This window comes from Candidatus Bathyarchaeota archaeon (assembly GCA_026014465.1).
Classification (GTDB): Archaea; Thermoproteota; Bathyarchaeia; order Bathyarchaeales; family Bathycorpusculaceae; genus JADGNF01.
Window position 1 is genome coordinate 488,577 of sequence record JAOZID010000010.1, and the last position, 16,757, is coordinate 505,333.

General features: G+C 47.4%; 18 protein-coding genes and 1 tRNA gene. 8 read left to right on the top strand and 11 right to left on the bottom strand.

Annotation, left to right across the window (positions count from 1 at the left end):
* Nucleotides 1-94 precede the first annotated feature (94 nt).
* On the bottom strand, nt 95-283 hold the full coding sequence (locus tag NWF04_04660; protein ID MCW4005873.1) for a 50S ribosomal protein L37e: 189 nt from the start codon (nt 281-283) through the stop codon (nt 95-97).
* A gap of 5 nt (nt 284-288) precedes the next feature.
* Nucleotides 289-519 (bottom strand): LSm family protein, encoded by a 231-nt coding sequence (locus tag NWF04_04665; protein MCW4005874.1) that lies wholly within the window; start codon nt 517-519, stop codon nt 289-291.
* A gap of 376 nt (nt 520-895) precedes the next feature.
* Between NWF04_04665 and NWF04_04670 the strand changes: the two genes are divergently transcribed.
* The 4 genes from NWF04_04670 to NWF04_04685 all read left to right on the top strand — a co-directional run bounded on the left by NWF04_04670 (nt 896) and on the right by NWF04_04685 (nt 3,497).
* Nucleotides 896-1,144 (top strand): hypothetical protein, encoded by a 249-nt coding sequence (locus tag NWF04_04670; GenBank protein MCW4005875.1) that lies wholly within the window; start codon nt 896-898, stop codon nt 1,142-1,144.
* A gap of 270 nt (nt 1,145-1,414) precedes the next feature.
* Nucleotides 1,415-2,212, top strand: a complete 798-nt coding sequence (locus NWF04_04675; GenBank protein MCW4005876.1) for an undecaprenyl-diphosphate phosphatase — start codon at nt 1,415-1,417, stop codon at nt 2,210-2,212.
* 107 nt (nt 2,213-2,319) lie between these two features.
* Nucleotides 2,320-2,928 (top strand): VTT domain-containing protein, encoded by a 609-nt coding sequence (locus tag NWF04_04680; GenBank protein MCW4005877.1) that lies wholly within the window; start codon nt 2,320-2,322, stop codon nt 2,926-2,928.
* A gap of 62 nt (nt 2,929-2,990) precedes the next feature.
* Entirely contained in the window at nt 2,991-3,497 is a 507-nt protein-coding gene (locus tag NWF04_04685) for an RNA-binding protein (GenBank protein MCW4005878.1), read from the top strand.
* Nucleotides 3,498-3,513: 16 nt separating this feature from the next.
* Here NWF04_04685 and NWF04_04690 read toward each other — a convergent pair whose 3' ends face one another.
* From NWF04_04690 to NWF04_04705, 4 genes are all read right to left on the bottom strand, one after another.
* The gene (locus tag NWF04_04690; GenBank protein ID MCW4005879.1) at nt 3,514-4,266 is read right to left on the bottom strand and encodes an ABC transporter permease; all 753 of its coding nucleotides are present in this window, start codon (nt 4,264-4,266) and stop codon (nt 3,514-3,516) included.
* On the bottom strand, nt 4,263-5,195 hold the full coding sequence (locus NWF04_04695; GenBank protein ID MCW4005880.1) for an ABC transporter ATP-binding protein: 933 nt from the start codon (nt 5,193-5,195) through the stop codon (nt 4,263-4,265). The genes NWF04_04690 and NWF04_04695 overlap by 4 nt, the downstream gene beginning before the upstream one ends.
* A gap of 21 nt (nt 5,196-5,216) precedes the next feature.
* Nucleotides 5,217-5,483 (bottom strand): hypothetical protein, encoded by a 267-nt coding sequence (locus NWF04_04700; GenBank protein MCW4005881.1) that lies wholly within the window; start codon nt 5,481-5,483, stop codon nt 5,217-5,219.
* Nucleotides 5,484-5,615: 132 nt separating this feature from the next.
* Complete coding sequence (locus NWF04_04705; GenBank protein MCW4005882.1) at nt 5,616-7,112, bottom strand: PAS domain S-box protein; 1,497 nt, start codon at nt 7,110-7,112, stop codon at nt 5,616-5,618.
* A gap of 312 nt (nt 7,113-7,424) precedes the next feature.
* Here NWF04_04705 and sepF point away from each other — a divergent pair, with 312 nt between their 5' ends.
* A complete protein-coding gene (gene sepF, locus NWF04_04710; GenBank protein ID MCW4005883.1) occupies nt 7,425-7,760 on the top strand; it encodes a cell division protein SepF in 336 nt (111 codons plus the stop codon).
* On the opposite strand, the gene NWF04_04715 is transcribed toward sepF, so the two are convergent.
* From NWF04_04715 to NWF04_04725, 3 genes are all read right to left on the bottom strand, one after another.
* Nucleotides 7,747-9,669, bottom strand: a complete 1,923-nt coding sequence (locus NWF04_04715) for a beta-CASP ribonuclease aCPSF1 (protein MCW4005884.1) — start codon at nt 9,667-9,669, stop codon at nt 7,747-7,749. The two genes, sepF and NWF04_04715, sit on opposite strands and share 14 nt — an antisense overlap.
* A gap of 4 nt (nt 9,670-9,673) precedes the next feature.
* Complete coding sequence (psmB, locus tag NWF04_04720) at nt 9,674-10,306, bottom strand: archaeal proteasome endopeptidase complex subunit beta (protein MCW4005885.1); 633 nt, start codon at nt 10,304-10,306, stop codon at nt 9,674-9,676.
* A gap of 216 nt (nt 10,307-10,522) precedes the next feature.
* Complete coding sequence (locus NWF04_04725) at nt 10,523-11,248, bottom strand: isoprenylcysteine carboxylmethyltransferase family protein (GenBank protein MCW4005886.1); 726 nt, start codon at nt 11,246-11,248, stop codon at nt 10,523-10,525.
* Between the two features lie 184 nt (nt 11,249-11,432).
* Here NWF04_04725 and NWF04_04730 point away from each other — a divergent pair.
* Nucleotides 11,433-11,510: transfer RNA gene (locus tag NWF04_04730), tRNA-Pro, on the top strand.
* 188 nt (nt 11,511-11,698) lie between these two features.
* On the top strand, nt 11,699-11,848 hold the full coding sequence (locus tag NWF04_04735) for a hypothetical protein (protein ID MCW4005887.1): 150 nt from the start codon (nt 11,699-11,701) through the stop codon (nt 11,846-11,848).
* 267 nt (nt 11,849-12,115) lie between these two features.
* Here NWF04_04735 and NWF04_04740 read toward each other — a convergent pair whose 3' ends face one another.
* Complete coding sequence (locus tag NWF04_04740; protein MCW4005888.1) at nt 12,116-14,752, bottom strand: hypothetical protein; 2,637 nt, start codon at nt 14,750-14,752, stop codon at nt 12,116-12,118.
* A 180-nt stretch (nt 14,753-14,932) separates the two neighbouring features.
* Here NWF04_04740 and NWF04_04745 point away from each other — a divergent pair, with 180 nt between their 5' ends.
* Nucleotides 14,933-15,919 carry an AsnC family transcriptional regulator gene (locus NWF04_04745; protein ID MCW4005889.1) on the top strand — a complete coding sequence of 329 codons (987 nt, stop codon included), beginning with the start codon at nt 14,933-14,935 and terminating at the stop codon, nt 15,917-15,919.
* Nucleotides 15,920-15,950: 31 nt separating this feature from the next.
* Here NWF04_04745 and NWF04_04750 read toward each other — a convergent pair whose 3' ends face one another.
* On the bottom strand, nt 15,951-16,739 hold the full coding sequence (locus NWF04_04750) for a hypothetical protein (protein ID MCW4005890.1): 789 nt from the start codon (nt 16,737-16,739) through the stop codon (nt 15,951-15,953).
* Between the last annotated feature and the right edge of the window lie 18 nt (nt 16,740-16,757).

Here is a 16,757-nt window from a genome sequence, read left to right on the forward strand (position 1 = left end):
ATCCGTCAAGCTTTTTTGGCATAAAAGTTTTGCAAAAGCAGCCCTTAGAGAGGCAAGCTTGTTTTAAGAAAACTTTGTTAAAAGTAGAAGAGGTTTAGGCGACTCTTTGTCGTGCTAGAGTCTTTGTTTGCCAGTTGTAGCGGCGCAGTTTGGTTGTTTCGCCATACCCGCATGCAGCACATCGCTTGTCACGCACGTGATAGGCGCGCCTGCCGCATCGTCTACATCGTATGTGAACGACTTTGCCTTGGCGTTTACCCATTGATGGTGTTCCTTTACCCATTCATCTCACCTTGGCGGGGGCGAAATTAGAACTACGTTGTCACCGCGGACAATAATAAGTCCTAGTTTGCGTTGATTTTCAATGTTGGTGGTATCCTCTGTCTCTTCGAGAACTAAGTTAAGGTGCTGGTCAAAGCCCTTCAATCTACCGCGCAGGCTCTTTCCACCTTTCAGCCGCACAAGCACTATCTTACTAAGATTCTGCTCAAGGATTTCAGTTGTCATCTCACTCATAATGAACCCTTCGTCTGCTTACGCCCATCTAATTAAAACTAATAGAATTTAAACCTATTGACCAAAACGGGTCAGTCACCACGCGCCCAGTTCCCCTTTCTTTTTGATTTGTTTCTGATATAGTTTATTTAGCCAGGATGGCAAAACTTGGAAGTGATAATCCCTGTTGCTTCTATGACGTTTGAGGCGGCTTTACAGATGAAATTCCCATAAAACTCACGTACGCACTATTCGCAGGGCATAATTTTAAGGCATTAATAAAAGCGAGGTCTTGGAAAATAAGCATAACATTCCCGCAGTTTTTCAAACGGCTGCAAGAATTCACGATTTGCACTATTATTATAAGCTTGGCTTAACAATTCATTACTAGGTGTTTTCGTTGAGTAAAAAGCGACCAGTAAAACATACAGACATAGAAACTTTTGAACCAAAGGAGAATCAGGAATTAGAAACAGAAGACATCTACGACGATAAGCAGCGAGAAACAATGTTAAAAGAGGATGAAATAACCGCATCAGAAAATGCGTTTATGCAAGGCAGAGAAATGAATCTAAAAAAGAACCGTAAAGCAACTCATGATGATTCCATTTCAGTTGAGCTCTCTAAGCAAGAGTACGAAGAAGATTAATTACAAAAACTAATTCGTTTATTCCAGACTAAACGGATTTAAACTTAAGCCTAACCAAGAAAAACACAAACAACCCCATAAAACAAACTTTTTCTCACCTTTAGCCATGCAACGAGTGAGACAGATCAAGAAAAGCGCGAACCAATTTTCTAGCATTTTCTCGTTTTTTGCTAGGCATCTTGTGTTTGGGAGGATAGAGTTTTGGGTGAAAACCTTTTAGGGTTGGGGTTGTGATGTAGGGTATTAAATCTAGTGGTAGTAGGGTTTGGCTTGCTTGATCAACTGTTGCAGACGGTATTGCTTGGTTTGATTCAGGGCATTTCTGAGTGGCTGCCTATTTCCAGCACGGCGCATTTGAAGCTTGCGGGCATCTACTTGGGTTTGGATGTTACGCCGCTGTTTAACATTATCTTGCACGCTGGAACCCTGATGGTGGTTGTTTTCTTTTTCCGCCACGAAGTAAAAGCCCTACTCTCTGCGCTGTTTCGTTTGGATTTTAAGTCAGAAAACGGCCAGCTCATCCCGCGCATAGCCGTCGCAACCATACCTACCGCCGTCATAGCCCTCCTCTACGATGGCTTTTTGGAGAGCACCGCCCGAACCATACCCATAATCGCCTGCACCTTCCTCATCGGAGCCACCGTGGTCTACTCCACCAAATTCTCCAAAGAAATCAACCCAGGTCTGCCCTACAGCATAGTTTTGTTGATGGGTGCGGCGCAGGGTTTCGCGATTTTCCCAGGGCTTTCACGTAGTGGCATAACTATTTCTACGGCGTTGCTGTTTGGGTTGCGCCGAGAAAAAGCGTTTAAGTTCTCGTTTTTGCTTTCGATACCTGCGATTGCGGGGGATTTGATTTACGAATTCTACAGTAGCCGCGGGCAATTTGCGGTTGGGGGCTTGGGCACAGTTGAGGTTCTGGCGGGGGTTGTAGCTGCCATGGTTGTGGGTTACTTTGCCCTAAAGCTTTTAGCCAAGCTGGTGCGCGGCAAAAAATTCCACTTATTCGCGTTCTACACTTGGGCACTGGGCATCGCCCTGCTAATAATCACGTTCCTCACAGCATAAACTCGGGGCGGGCTATCTCTGGGCGGTTATTGCAGTTTTTGTGTTCATTATAGCTTATACTTAAATTAACCAAGCACGTATGCTATGCACGAATACGGGAGCATTCAATGGCGTCATTTATCGAGTTGCTGATTGTTTTACTCAGCGCCTTTGGGTTAAACCTCATACCCTTTGCGGGTCCATCGAACCTTTTCATAGCCTCAACCGCAGCATTGGGCATAGCAAACGCCGACGCCACCACGCTTGTAGCCATCGGGTTTCTCGTCGCCTTGGGAGCGTCCCTAGCAAAAAGCGTCCACTACATGGTCACGTTCTTCATCGGCAAACGCCTAAGCGAAAACCGCCGCAGAAAACTTGATGTGCAAGCGAAAAAAGTCAAGAAATGGGCGTTCTTGCTACTGTTTAGCGCCGCAGCTTCCCCAATTCCCGATGAACCCGTCGTCGTACCCTTGGGACTTATGAAGTACAGCCCCGTAAAGTTTTTCTCCGCGTTTTTCTTGGGCAAAATAACAATCACCATCGCAGGTGCGTTCTTAGGGGACTGGGTTAAAGGTGCCACGGCGGGCTGGATAAGCTCAGAAGTCATGATAGCCATATCCATCGTGTTAACCATCGTCGTAACTGTTGTCCTGCTCAAAGTCGACATAGACAAATGGCTAACAAAAATCTTCAAACGAAAAACCATCCCCGAAGAAGAGCCGCAGGCAGACGCTTAAGGGAAAATTAAAAAAGCTTAGTGCCATCTCGCATACTTGCATAGATGAATAGGAGATTTTGGATGCCTCAGAAAAACCGTCGCTACAACCTCAAAAGCAGGGAATCAAAGCAGATTACCCAGCAGACTGCGGAGCGTTTTCATGTGGATGCAGAAAATGTTTTTGGGTCAAAAGCCAGCGTGGAAGTTGTGGAAGCTGAGTTTGGAGATGTTTTACTTGTCAACGGAAAACCCCTGCTGTTTCGAGCCGAAGACAAAACGGTGTTTCCAACGCTTTTAGCACAGGAAATCGTGGAGCGTTTGCCTAAAGCTGTGGTGGATATGGGCGCGGTCAGGTTTGTTTGCAACGGCGCGGATGTTATGGCTCCAGGAATTGTGCGTTACGAAGGCAGTTTTGGCGAGGGTGATGCGGTGGCGGTGGTGGATGAGAAGCACGGCAAACCGTTGGCGCTGGGTGAGGCACTCTACGACTCACAAGAGGTTCAAACAATCAAGAAGGGCGCAGTCATTAAAAGTAGGCACTACGTCAGCGACAAAGTCTGGAACTTTGCCAAAGCCATCACAGAGTAGCCCCGCAACGTTTCTTTTATTTCCATTTGGTTAGGATTTCTTCTCGTTTGAAGGTTGCTTTGCTTAGGTAGAACAGGGCTAGGTCGGCTGCGGCTAGGGCTGCGGAGACGATTAGTGTCATGGTGGTTAGGGGGAACGTGGTCATGGTGGAGGCAAAGATTACCACTAAGATGAGGGGCATGATGACAAAGGCGCCTAGTTGTTGGGCGGCTCGTATGTCGTTGACTCGCGAGGAGATTATGACGTTGGCTTCTACGCTTAATACACAAGCCAACGGTGTTACTAAACCAAGGGTTATTGCCCAGTAAAAGTTGGGAAGCAGCAAAACCCCCAGGGTCGAAAGCGACCACGCATCGATGATGGCGATGAATATGGCGGTTCCGATGTAGGTTGCTCCGATGCAGGGCAAAAACGCAGCGAGGCTTTTGCCAAAGAGCAGTTCGCTATCGGTTGTTGGCGTGGCAAGCAGCGGTTCAAGGCTTTTCTCGGTTTTCTCACCTACGAAACTGTAAGAAGCAAGTATAGTAGGCAACACAGCGGCTATGATAACAAAGTAGGAAGTGAAGAGATTTAGCAGCATATCCGCTTCCTGCAAAAGACTCGCGGCGGGAAGACTTGCAGATTCACTTTGCAAAGCAAATATCAAAATCGAAGGAATCACAACACCCATCAACAGGGGCATGCCGATAAGCGAATACAAAATGTACTTGTTCTTTTTGAAAACCGCCAAATCTTTAGTCGCAACTATCCAAGCCTTCCAAAACCTCACTGCACAGTCGCCTCCCGAATAACTTTGAGGTAAACGTCTTCTAACGTGGATTTTAATTCGGTAACGTATTGGATGTTTGCGCCTGTAGCAACGATGGCGCGGATAAGTTCGGGGTTGTCGCGTTCGGGGTTGTCCATGTCTAAAATCAGCTTGTTTTCCATGATGCGTGTGCTTTTTACAAAGCTCAGAGTTTTTGCGGCGGCTTCGATTTGGCTGGTGACTTGCTGTTGGAAGTGCACGATGGTTTTTCGGTTGTAAAGGCTGCGTTTAAGTTCTTGAGGCGAACCGACGGTAACGAGCCTAGTTTTCAAAATAGCTATACGGTCACAAAGCCTTTCGGCTTCATCAAGGTTGTGTGTGTTAATGAATATGGTGCGTTTCTCTTTTTTTAGTTCCAAGACAAAGTCGCGTACTGTTTTGGAAGCTTCAGGGTCCAAGTTCGCTGTGGGTTCATCCAAAAACAGCAGCTGTGGGTCGTGTATTAGGGCTCGGGCTATGGCGATTTTTTGTTTGGTGCCCTTTGAGAAGCTGCCGACGTTGTCGTCTTTTCGCTCCCAGATGCCCAGTAGCCGTAGGAGGCGTTCGATGTTTTCTTGGCGTTTTTGCTCGGGCACTTCGTAGAGTTTCCCGTAAAAATCCAGATTCTTGTACGCGCTAAGGCTATCGTATAACCCAACGTTCTCAGGAAGAAAACCTACCAGTTTGCGAATAGCCAAACAGTCCTCGTTGCGGTCGACGTCGTATTCTCCGATGTGGGCGCTACCGCTGGTTTTGGAAATCAAACAGCAAAGCATGCGAACAGTGGTGGTTTTGCCTGCAGCGTTAGGACCCAAGAACCCGAAAACCTCTCCTTCACGAACGCGCAGTGTAAGGTTGTCCACGGCGGTTAGGTCGCCGAATTTGCGGGTGAGATTTTGGGTTTGAATCATGTGAGCCACCACGAAAACTGCTTAGGGTTTTTCGTATTTGGAATCTTCGATGCGTTTTCTTTCGAGTTCTTCGTCTGAAAGCTGCGTTTCCGTTTGCTCTTGCGCGGGTTCTTGCGGCGGCCAAGTCACAGGGTCACTTACAGACGAGTACAGGTTAAAGAAGCTGCGTTTTCCACAAGCGGGACATTTAAGAAAATGGAACGGACCAATATGTGGACCTAAAACAACGCCAGTTAGCATGTCCTGTTCGAAAACGTTTTGGCATTTTTTACATCGAAGCCTAGGCAAATTAGGGTCACCTTTTACCATACTGTACAAAATCGAACTTAAAAATGTGATATATCACGTAACTAAGAATTGTTAGAGCCAAAACCAACAGATGCAACAAAAATCTAATCGAATGCTAAAACGGAAACGGTGTTAGTTAGGTTGGGGTAGCTGGCAGGTAGCTTGTCCTTCTTTGTTTTGTTTTTTGGGTATGGTCATAACAAACTGTACGCCTTCGCCTTCTTTGCCTGTCTCTGTGATAGCCCAGCCGTAAGCGTCGCACATACGTTTCATCATGTAAAGCCCCATGCCCGTGCCTTTGCCAAAGCCTTTCTGGAACAAGTGACTTTTCAAGTTCTCGGGGATGCCGTTGCCGTCGTCTTCATAGATTAGCTCTACCGCATCGGGGTTTTGGGTGTAGCTGAGTTTGATGGTGGAGAGGTTGCCGCCGTATTTGATGGTGTTGTCGAGCAGGTTGTAGAATAATTGTCTGAGCAGGGAATCGGCAAGAACTTTTACGCCGTTGCATTTGTTGATTAACGTGTATTTGGATAGGTCAGAGAAGAGCAGGGTTGCTTCTTGGAAGTACATGCCAACGTCCACGTATGTTAGTTCTTCTGCGCCTACTTGCACGTAGATTTTTTCGCAGTCCAAAATTGAGAGGATTTGTTTGGAAGATGCCTCGAGTTGGGTCACGTAAGTTAAAAGTGTGGGGTTGTCGCGTAGCTGGCGTTTTAGCAGGTAGAGGTAGCCGTTCATGGCGGAGAGTTTGTTTCGTACGTCGTGTCTTGTTAGGCTTTCGACGACGTGTAGTTTTTCGTTGAGTTCTTGGATTTTGTCGATGGTTTCTGATAGGGCGTCAAGCATCCATTTCTGCTCAGTGATGTCAGTGAAAACGCTTATGCTACCTTGGAAAAAACCCGCGGCATCGAGCAGGGGAAAGTTTTTGACAAGCATGGCTAAGGGTCTGCCATCACGGCGTTGAACCACTTTCTCAGTCGTAAAAGCCACCCCCTCCTTTAGGCTACCAAGAATATCCGTAGCCTTATCGGGGAACACTTTAGAAATACCAGCCCCAAGCATCTCTTTTTCTGACCAACCAAAAACCTGCTCCGCCACAGAATTCCAAAAAGTTATCTTGCCATCCTTATCTGCAGCAACCACCACTTGCCCAACAGCCCCAAGCAAGCTAGCCTGAAAACGCAGTTTCTTGATGTTCGCTTTGTAAACAGTTATATCCCTAAATACGCACTGAACAATTTTTTGTCCCTTAACCTCAACAAAGTTTGATTTAATAGCCACATCCCTACGTTCACCTGATTTTGTAACCATTACGGTTTCGATAACTGTACCGAGGCGTTCTTTAAGATGTGCTTTGAAACGAGCCACTTTTTCTGTTTGGTCTTTAGGATAAAGCAAGGAATGGTGCATACCGATTAATTCGGATTTGGACCTGCCAGTGAGTTTTGTGGCTTCTTGGTTGCAGCCTAAAATAACCCCCGTTTCAGCATCTGACAAAACAATAGCGTCCATAGCACCCTCGAACAGGCGACGATATATCTCGTCTGAACCTGCGATAAAATGTTTTGTAGGTTTACCTGTGAAGCCTTCAACGTAGATTTTGTTTTCGGGGTCGACAATGGAATCCATCCCTTTTTACCTCAACATGCGGTGGCTGTGTCAGTACCAAAATCATAAATTTGCAAGTTAAAACCGTTATGAACACAAAATAGTGATTGCTGTTAACAAAAACCCTACAAAACATTGGGAGTTGGGGGCTTTTCGTTGTATGGGGGTTTTAGGTGTGGGGGTGGATGGTTGTAATTTGTGTTTGGTATGGAGAATTCTATTTGAGGAGAAAGAAACGCTTAACTGCACAAAACACTATACAAGTAACACTTGCAGAGTAAATCTTTGCATAGCAACAAGACTCTGTAAACTGGGCAGCATGAGGAAACAAGAATGCAAGAAGAAACCTCACCCGCCGACGTGCCAGAACAAAACGAGGCAGAGGTAACCTATTTACGAGCTATGCCTCTTCGTGACTTGTCAGATCTGGACTACATCAAAGCTCAAGCACAAAAAGGCAACATAATCATCATACGCATAACGCCTCTGGCAAACAAAAGCATCGAAGAAGTCAAACAGGCAATCAACGAACTCTACAGTTTTGTCGAAAACATAAACGGAGACATAGCACGCCTAGGCGAAGAACGCATAGTTGTTTGCCCACAAAAAATAAGAATCTGGCGAGAAAAAACGCCAGCCCAAAACCAGCCGCTGCCTACAACAACCTAAACGTTTCCAAACCCATAGGAACAATCGCGTTTATACCAGATTTGTTAGCTATGTAATTGGCTAGGTTGTAGATTTTGGATTTTTCGCCGTGGCAAAGGAACACGCGCTCTGGCTTGGGGGACATGTTTGTGAGGTAGCTGACTAGTTGCCTGCGGTCGCTGTGACCTGAAAAGCCTTCGATTGATTCGACTTGCAGGTTGCATTGAACCACGGACATTTTGCCTTCGTTGTCAAGCATGGGAACTTCGTTGATGCCTTTTTGGACGCGTTTGCCCATGGTGCCTTCGATTTGGTAGGAAACGAAGATTATCGTGTTTTTGTCGTCGGCTGCCCAGTGTTTGAAGTATTCGATTACGGGTCCGCCTTCAAGCATGCCTGAAGTGGCAAGGACAATGCAGGGCTCACCATCGATAATGCTTTGCCTAATGCTTGGGTGCTCCACGATAGTAAAGTAGTCAGACTGGAACGGGTTAACTTCTTCATGCAGTATGCTATGACGCACTTCCCTACCCAAATATTCAGGGTAAGCCGTGTGAATAGCTGTTGCCTCAGAAATCATACCCTCTATGAAAACAGGCGCTTCCTTCATCATGCCACGTTTCATGTAGCCATCAAGGATTAGCATGATTTCTTGAGCTCTGCCTACGGCGGGAACAGGAATAATCACTTTGCCTCCACGCTGCAACGTCGCATTTATGATGCCAGTTAAGCGCTCTTCAGATTCTACTCTAGAGGGCATGACATCGTCAGGTCCACCGTAAGTGCTTTCGGTAATTATGGTTTCAACACGGGGGAACTCGTTTGCCGCGGCTTCCAAAAGCATGGTCCTAGCAAACTTGTAGTCACCAGTGTAGACAATGTTGTGCAAGCCTTCACCGACGTGCAAGTGCGCCATAGACGCGCCCAAAATGTGCCCGCTGTTATGCAATGTCAAACGAATATCAGGTGCAATGTCGGTGACTACGCCGTATCTTAGGGGTATGGTGTGTAGGACGCATTCACGTACGTCTTTTTGGTCGTAGCAGGGGGTTACGCCTTGTTTGCCAGCGACGTCGAGGTAGTCAAGCTGTAGCAGAGTCATCAGGTTTGACGTAGGCGCTGAGCAGTACACGGGGCCATCGTAGCCGTACTTGTAGAGGAACGGCACCAAGCCGCAGTGGTCAAGATGAGCATGAGTAATAACCACGGCATCTAGGCTGTCGATTTGGAATTCGGGCGAATCAAACCGGGGATAACCCTCAAAGGGACGCTGTGAACCAGGGTTGATTCCGCAGTCAAGGAGCACGCTGCTTTCGCGGGTTTTAAGCAGAAAAGCTGAGCGCCCGACCTCTTGTGCGCCGCCAAGAACCGTCAAACGAATATCACCCACATCATAGGTTTTAGGGCGGAAAATGCGTTCGCCAATAGTGCGAAGCACACGTTCGCGTTCCTGACTCTCCGAATGCAGGTAATGACGCATGTTAGTTACAATTTTGGATTTTAGGGGGGGACTGCGCAGGACGTGGGGGCGCCAACGGGTTTTTTTGATGATTTCTTGCAGGACCACGCCGTTTCTGCCGATGACCAAGCCTGGTTTTTTGGTTTCGATGATGATTTCGCCTAGGCTGGGGTCGAAGTTGATGTCGGTTATTTCGGCTTCTTTGGCGATGAGTTCGCGGGTTATTTTTTCTGCCTCAACTTCTGGGAGCCTTACGGAGGGGTCGGGGCGAATCACGATTCGTTTGCGGATTACGCCGACGATTTCGGCTATGATTGTGCTTTGGTCTACGAGGACTTCGGGTTTTTTGGTATAAACGCTAAGCATGGGTCCTTCGTATTCGATCCTTGTGACCTCTGCTTCTTGGGGTACTTTTTGCAGAATGTATTGGCTTATTTCGATTTTGTCTTTGTCTTGGTGTGTTCGAGCCACAACTTTAACTTCCCTTTAACAAAAGAGCTTGCTTTTCCTCGGCTGAAAGCTCGCGGTAGCCGTCGCCGTTGATTACGATGATGTTGTAGTTGTTGCCGCTGGCTACGTCACGTTTCATGGCAGCGTTCACGGCTTTAGCGATAACAGGCAAAGCTTCCTCAAGCTTCATGCCTTCACGGAACTGGTCCTCCAAAACACCCAACGCCAAGGGCGAACCAGAACCCGTAGAGGACATGGTCTCCTCCATTAGGCTGCCCAAGGGATCCAGAGAGTAAACGTGAGGTCCAGTATCGTCGAAGCCGCCGACGAGAATCTGCGCCATCAAGCCCCGAGCGCTAAACAGCAGGTTAGAAGTCATACGCGCCACGGTTTTAATGGGCATGGGACGGTTCATGTTGATCCTGTAGAGCTGCGCGTTAGCGGTTATAATGTCAATGACCTTTTGGGCATCAGCAACGCTCCCCGCAATCGTCATACCCACATGCTCATCAATCTTGTAAACTTTCTTGCCTTGTTTATGGGCAACATAGTAACCCATAGTCACGCGTGTATCCGAAGCCAAAATAACGCCGTCTGTACAGACGACACCAACTGTAGTTGTCCCCTTAACAATGAGATTACCTGAATTTTGTGCCATATCATTTAGTCTCCCTAAAACGCTAATTCACGGAACTCAAAAAAGAATTCCAACCATAGGAAGTAGCATGGATGATAACATAGTGCGGACTTTATTAACATTACGGTGAACAAATTCATGCGAAAAAAGACGATTTTTTGAGGCATAAACACGTTTTACAGTGGCATTACAAGCAAATCTGCTAAGTTGAAGAGCTAAAAAGAGGGGGCTGAAGGGTTAAGTGGCGTGTTTTGGTGGTGGAGTTGGGGTTTGCAGCGGCGTTGGGTGTAAGTGGGGGATGAGGGAGGGGACGTTTTGTTTGTATTCTTGGAAGGCATCTCCGAAGCGTTCAAAGTTTTCTGCGTCTTCTTCTTTGCCAAGGCGGTAGTACATGACAACGAGCAAGGGCCACATGAGCAGCGTGAACAAAGTTGTCCACTCCAAGTTCATGCCCAAAGTCAGCAGCATGAAGCCAAGGTACTGGGGGTGGCGTATGCGCGAGTAAATACCCGACGTGACGAGCTGGTTGGTGGCTTGTCCTTTGTAGATTTCTTTCCACCCAAAAACTATGAGCAGTATGCCCGCTATCATGAGAAGGGCAGTTGCGGGGAATATGAAGTATGTGAAGGTCGTGTAGAAGAGCTCTTGCCCCAGAACGCCTGAGAGCAAAAACTCTAGCGTGTAGAGGTTGCTTGCGCCAAATGCCCAGCTAAAAAAGTACATGGTCAAGGGGACACCGTACATTTCCGCGTACAACCCAACTATGAAGGCAATGTAGATGCTTGAGGAGCGGCGGCTAACCTTGCGTTTAAACGGCATAAACAGCACAAACAAGCCAAAGAAACCAACATTTAACAAAACAAACCCCCAGTTAGAATCCATCCCAAACCCCTTACCACTCATCAAGTAGTACACTACCAAAAGAGCCACAGCCAAAAACCCAGCCGCAACCAAACGCTTCAAACCTAACATCACTAAATCACACTCCACTCAAAATCTAGGCTTATTTCGCGTAAAAAGCATTTTTGTAAGGATATTTTGACCAAACAAGCCCCCAACACCGCCCAATGCAAGTCAAGAAACCTTGACCTGAGGAAAACTTATCTTACAGACCACTCAATCAAAACAAAGCAACAAACACAAACATGGGGCTGTCGGCTAGTTTGGTCCAGGCTTGTAGCCTCGGGCGCTATAGACCCCGGTTCAAATCCGGGCAGCCCCACCACCAGTTGTATATTGGTTTGAAACGGTGTGCACAAGGCTCTGAAGCGTTTTCGAAATTTGATGGCAATTATGAGGCTGTCAAAATGCTTAATAGTTGAATACAGATAGTTTATGTTGGATACGGCTTTCATTTTTTCTATAATTGAAAATTCGAAAGCTACTTGATAGTGATGAGAGGAGTGTGTGGTTATGGAAGAAGCAATAGTGGCAATATTTTCTTGGGGTTCTCCTGTTGGACTAGCTATTTTCTTCGCTGGACTGGGGTACCTCTTGAAGGTCATCTTTTCGTTAGCACCAAAAGAAGAAAAAACAAAGAACAAATCAGAAAAAACTAGTTGAACCAAGCAACTTCCCGCCGACACATAAACTTTGCATAAGACTAAACAGCGTGCTCCAAGTTCTGCCAAACGAGTAGAATAGGGTTGAGCCTAATTTTTCACACAAGGTACAGCGGGGTTTGCTGGGGCTTTGGGTTCACAAGGAGGAAGAATGAAACCCATTAGTGATGCCTACCAATAGGAGTGATGTTCGCCAAAGCCCATTCAGCCCAGGGGTTGTGTTGGTGAGGAATAAAAAAGGTGGAGGAAGTGGTTTGTGTTTTGTTGGTTATTGTCGTTTGCGAAGGACGATAGCTGCTGCGATGATTATGATGATGGCTGCTGCGGCTCCGATTGCTATGTAGGTTGTTGTTGGCGTGTCGCTAGTTGGTGGGGGTGCGATGCTTGGGGAAGGTGAAGCGGATTGTGGGGGTGTTTGTGTTGGTTGTGTGGGTGTTGGTTGGGCGGAGGCTGCGGGTGTTGTGGAGGTTGTGGTTTCGCCGACTATGAAGTAGGCTGTTTGGGTTGAGCCGTAGTAGGAGTTGGTTCCGTGGAAGGTTGCGGTAACTTGGTAGATTCCTTCAACTGGAGGTGTCCATGCGACTGCGTAGTTGCCGTTTGTGTCAGTGGTAGCGGTTCCAAGGTCTTGGGTGTTGCCGTTGGGGTCGATGGCTGTTAGCTTTACTGTAACGCCGTCTGCGTCAGGGGGCATTGGTTTTTGCATGTAAAGATATTCCATCCAGTCGCTCATGCTCTCGTCAGAGACAGCGGGAACAACGTTGAATTCGCCTGTTTCCACTAACTCTTTGGCGCCTGCACAAACGTCCGTGACGGTACCCGTTATCAGCACCTGAGAGCCTTTAGGAAGCTCAAGCTGAGGAGCAGAGACAGTTGTCGCGGTTGGTCCTTTGCCTACGCAGTAGATTTGTCCATCGTATAGGTTGTAGTATGTCAAGCAGCCGTCAGCAATTGCCAAGGAGCGGTCGCCGCCCCAACCCATGATTGTCCAGACTTCGTCGCCTGTGGTTGCGTTTATGCAGCGGACTTCAACGCCTTTGTAGGGTGGCGCGTTTGGAGAGTGGTCAATGAAGTAAGTGTAGACTTTGCCGTCTGAGATTGCTCCTATGAGAGAGGAGTAGCCGCCGTAGGGTGTTGCAAAGCCGCTTGGGGTGCTGTAATTCCAGATCTGGTTGCCGTTGGACATATCGTAGCAGTAGAGTATGCCAGAGAAGCCTGTGGAGTAGAGTTTGCCGTATGCAACCATGGAGGTGCCTGCGCTCATGACGCCTGCGCTGGTGGCGTAGTAGTTAAAGGGATGCTCAGAAGCAGTTGGTCCCCAAACCTTATCGCCTGTATCAAGGCTGTAGCCTGTCCACTGCACAGCTTCCTTGTCGTACATGGTAAAAACGCGTGTTGCTGGGTCTATTTTGCCTGCTACGCGGGTGAGATTGTCGTTGGGTGCATCGTAGCTTTGTATCCAAAGTAGTTCGCCGCGGCTTTCAGGTTTTAGGCTTATCGCCCATAGGGTGTAGGGGTCAGGGGTTCCAAAGCCAGTTAGACCTGCAAATGCGCTGCTTCGCCCAAGCACCAAATCACCGGGGATAACGTCTATAATTGCTGATCCTGCGCTTATCTGCTCAGGCAACGTCACGTTCCACGAGTACGCGGTGCTTGCGTCAACGCTTTTGCCGCCTGGTCGCCATTGATACGCGTTGCTGCTTGTGTCATCTGCATTTGATGCTCCAGTTAGACCCCATGCGGCAGTGTTATTCCATAGAGCCAACCAGTTGGCATCAGAGCTAAGTACGTATCTTAGGCGTTCGCCGTTTGTGCCTACCTCGTTTGTGCCGCCAGGAACGTTGGTTAGGTTAAAGAGCCAGCTTCCAGTAAAGCCGTCATACGCCATCCATGTGCTTCCTACAACGCGCCAGATGTAGCCGTTAGGAATTACGCCGTGCTGGTTCATAGATTCATAGTCGTAGAGTTGCGCGAAGGGCAAACCAAAGGGTTCAGCTCCGAAAGATTCTTCGATTGTCCAGAGGGTCTCACCGTTTGTCAAGTCAACACAGGTAAAGCCGTAAGCAGAAGGTGAATTGCTAAGGGGCATGCTGTAGTATAGTCGTCCCTGCATTATGATGGGGTTAGCGAATTTGCATTCGTACATTAGTCCGCCGTAGTAGGTCATGCCGTCGCTGCCAACGTTGCTGCCTCCAACGACACCGCCGTAGTGAACTTCTTTAGTCCACATTACGTGGGCGCTGTTAGGGGCTGAACCGACTGTTTGGACTCTGCTGTAAGGGTATGCAAAGGGGTCGCTTAGCCAGTTTGAGGCTATGCATGACCAGTCAGTGTTTTGTCCTTCGATGGGGCGCGTCCAGTAGCTTGTTGGAAGCGGGGGGCTAATAGGGTCAGAAATCGGTTCTTCTTGCACAGTCAAAGTGGCAGTTGTGGTACTAGAGGAATAGGTGTCATTGACAAAGTCACTGGGGTTGCCCGCGACGCCCGTTTCAGGATGATAAAGACTAGCGGTTTGTCCAGGGAAATCTAACACGAAGGTGTAGGTGCCAACCTGTGTGGGGGTAAACATTGCGTAGCTTCCACCCACGGAGTCTGTTGTGAATGGTCCTAGAGTGTCTTTAGAGTTGTCGGGTGCAGTGACTTCGATTGTTATGTCGGTCCATCGGTCGCCGCCGCTGCCTGCTGCTGTTGGGGGAGATTTATCAAACCAGAAAACGATGAAAGCGGTTTGGTCGACGCCTATTGGATTTGGTGAAACGTTCATGTAAGACCAGATGGGTATGTCCCACGCTGGAGTGTGTGCGTTAGTGACGGGTAATGCTGCGAAAGCGCTTGCTAATAACAGAAATGATACCGAGATTGCCAGTAATGTTGTTTTAGTTAAGGGTTTTTTTGAGGTAATTTTCATTTTTATGCCTCGTTTTTGAGGCTCTGTATCCCCGAAACTGTATATAAAATTTTTCTCACAACAAGCCAAATAAGAAAAAAAATGCAGACAATCCCGAGTTGCATCACATAATTTGTCTACGGGTGGTGACAAGAAAATTTAACTGTGGGAAAGGCACATTAAAAGAAGATAGGCTTAACCTTGCAAGACCAAATAAGAATCGACGAGACTGATGCCAAGATTCTAAAGATGCTGCTAAAAGATGCACGCACCAGTTTCACCAAGATTGCCCAGAACTGCGAGATTTCTGTTGGCGCGGCACGAATGCGCTTTGCACAGTTGAAGAAAACAGGGGTAATCACAGGTGAGATTATGCAGGTGAATCCGCATATTCTTGGTTACAAATGCGTTGCTGATATTGGCATCATAACAGCAGTGGAAAATGTACAGGATGTTGTAGAGTTTCTTAAAACTAAGCCGTATATGCCTACAACTACAGGCAGATATGGAAAATACACCATTGGAGCTATAGTTGTACTGCGTGAGGTTGAAAGGCTCTCGAAGATTTTGGATGATATTGGTTCTAACCCGAAAATCAAACGCGTGGACGCTCAGATTTGGGTAGAAACCTCAAACATGGACCACACGGAAAATCTAGCAATTAAGCCACTTGGAAAAGAGTTGCCACCTAAGGAAACCAAGTCCAAACCCACAGAATATGCACCTGAGAAATTCCAGATGGACGAAGTAGACCGGCAAATTGCAAAGCTTTTGGTGTATGATGCACGAGTGCCGTTTAGCAGTATTGCAAAGCAAGTTGGCATTTCAACAAAAAACGTGATACAGCGGTACAGGCGGTTGAGTGGGCAATTGTTGACGTTATCCACTATAACTGTTGATTTAGCGAAGCTTGGGTACAAAGCGTTGGCACACGTTTTTATTAGAGTTGCAAACAGGGGAAAAACCGCGGAGATTCATGCCCAGCTGCTTAAAACTCCAAATCTCATGTTTGCCGTAAGGCTAATTGGCACATACGACCTAAAAGCCCTAATCGCGTTAAACGAATTCAACGACCTTTTCGAGCTAACAAATCAAGTCCACAAAATCCAAGGCATCGACCAAGCAGACATCTTCGTAGTCAAACCCTTCAAGTCATGGCCCCTAAACATCTTCGCTTCACTCATCTAACCAAAACACACACTCTTTTTCACGGGCACGATTATTCTGGCGTGACGTTATCCCACGTATTTTTGAAGTGGTCTTGGAGTATGGCTATGAAGCTGGGGTTGTTTGTCCACAGCGCGTTGGATTGTGTCCAGTGTGAGGTTGGGTGGGTGAGTAGGCTGGCTTCGTTGTGGTCGGATATTGTGAGAACTGCTTTTGGGGGTTCTGGGAGGTAGCGGATTTGGACGTTTTGGTGTTTGAGCAGGAGGCGGTGTTCTTTGGGGTAGTTGTCGGTTTCGTGGGGTTTTTCGGTTATGATGCGGATTTTTACTCCGCGTTTTGCGGCTTTGATTAGTTCTTCGTGCAGGTGGAAGGATGCGTGGAAGACTCTTCTTTTGGAGCTAATTACGTGGAAGGTTTTTTTGGCGTTTTCTATGGTTTGTTTCCTGCGTTTGAGGCTGGCTTCTTTTTGGGGGATTATCATGAAGTAGTGGTCGTCTTTTTGGTGACCGTTTTCGGGGGTGTTTTCGAAGTGCTGGAGCATTTGTGTTGCTTTTTGGTGTAGTTTGCTGTGGTGCTGTTTTTGGCGCTCCATCAAGATGGGTATGACTTCGTGGATTGGGACGGCTTGGAACGTGGTTGGGGAACCCAAGATGGTTTCGATTAAGCCTAGCCGTTGTAGGGCAGGCATTATGCGGTAGATGTCTTGGCGTGTGACCTTAGAGGCGGAGGATATTGTTTTTGCCGCAGAAGGTTTGGCAAGCCGCACAAGTTCAAGGTAGACCCTGCTTTGACATGAAGTTAAACCTAAACCAACCAAAGTTTGCACGTAACTTTCTTCCAAGTTGAATTGCCCCGCGAG

Excerpts from the sequence above, each read along its gene's own strand:
- NWF04_04660 (MCW4005873.1), bottom strand. The coding sequence starts at position 283 with ATGGGTAAAGGAACACCATCAATGGGTAAACGCCAAGGCAAAGTCGTT.
- NWF04_04680 (MCW4005877.1), top strand. The coding sequence starts at position 2,320 with ATGGCGTCATTTATCGAGTTGCTGATTGTTTTACTCAGCGCCTTTGGG.
- NWF04_04685 (MCW4005878.1), top strand. The coding sequence starts at position 2,991 with ATGCCTCAGAAAAACCGTCGCTACAACCTCAAAAGCAGGGAATCAAAG.
- NWF04_04695 (MCW4005880.1), bottom strand. The coding sequence starts at position 5,195 with ATGATTCAAACCCAAAATCTCACCCGCAAATTCGGCGACCTAACCGCC.
- NWF04_04705 (MCW4005882.1), bottom strand. The coding sequence starts at position 7,112 with ATGGATTCCATTGTCGACCCCGAAAACAAAATCTACGTTGAAGGCTTC.
- sepF (MCW4005883.1), top strand. The coding sequence starts at position 7,425 with ATGCAAGAAGAAACCTCACCCGCCGACGTGCCAGAACAAAACGAGGCA.
- psmB (MCW4005885.1), bottom strand. The coding sequence starts at position 10,306 with ATGGCACAAAATTCAGGTAATCTCATTGTTAAGGGGACAACTACAGTT.
- NWF04_04735 (MCW4005887.1), top strand. The coding sequence starts at position 11,699 with ATGGAAGAAGCAATAGTGGCAATATTTTCTTGGGGTTCTCCTGTTGGA.
- NWF04_04740 (MCW4005888.1), bottom strand. The coding sequence starts at position 14,752 with ATGAAAATTACCTCAAAAAAACCCTTAACTAAAACAACATTACTGGCA.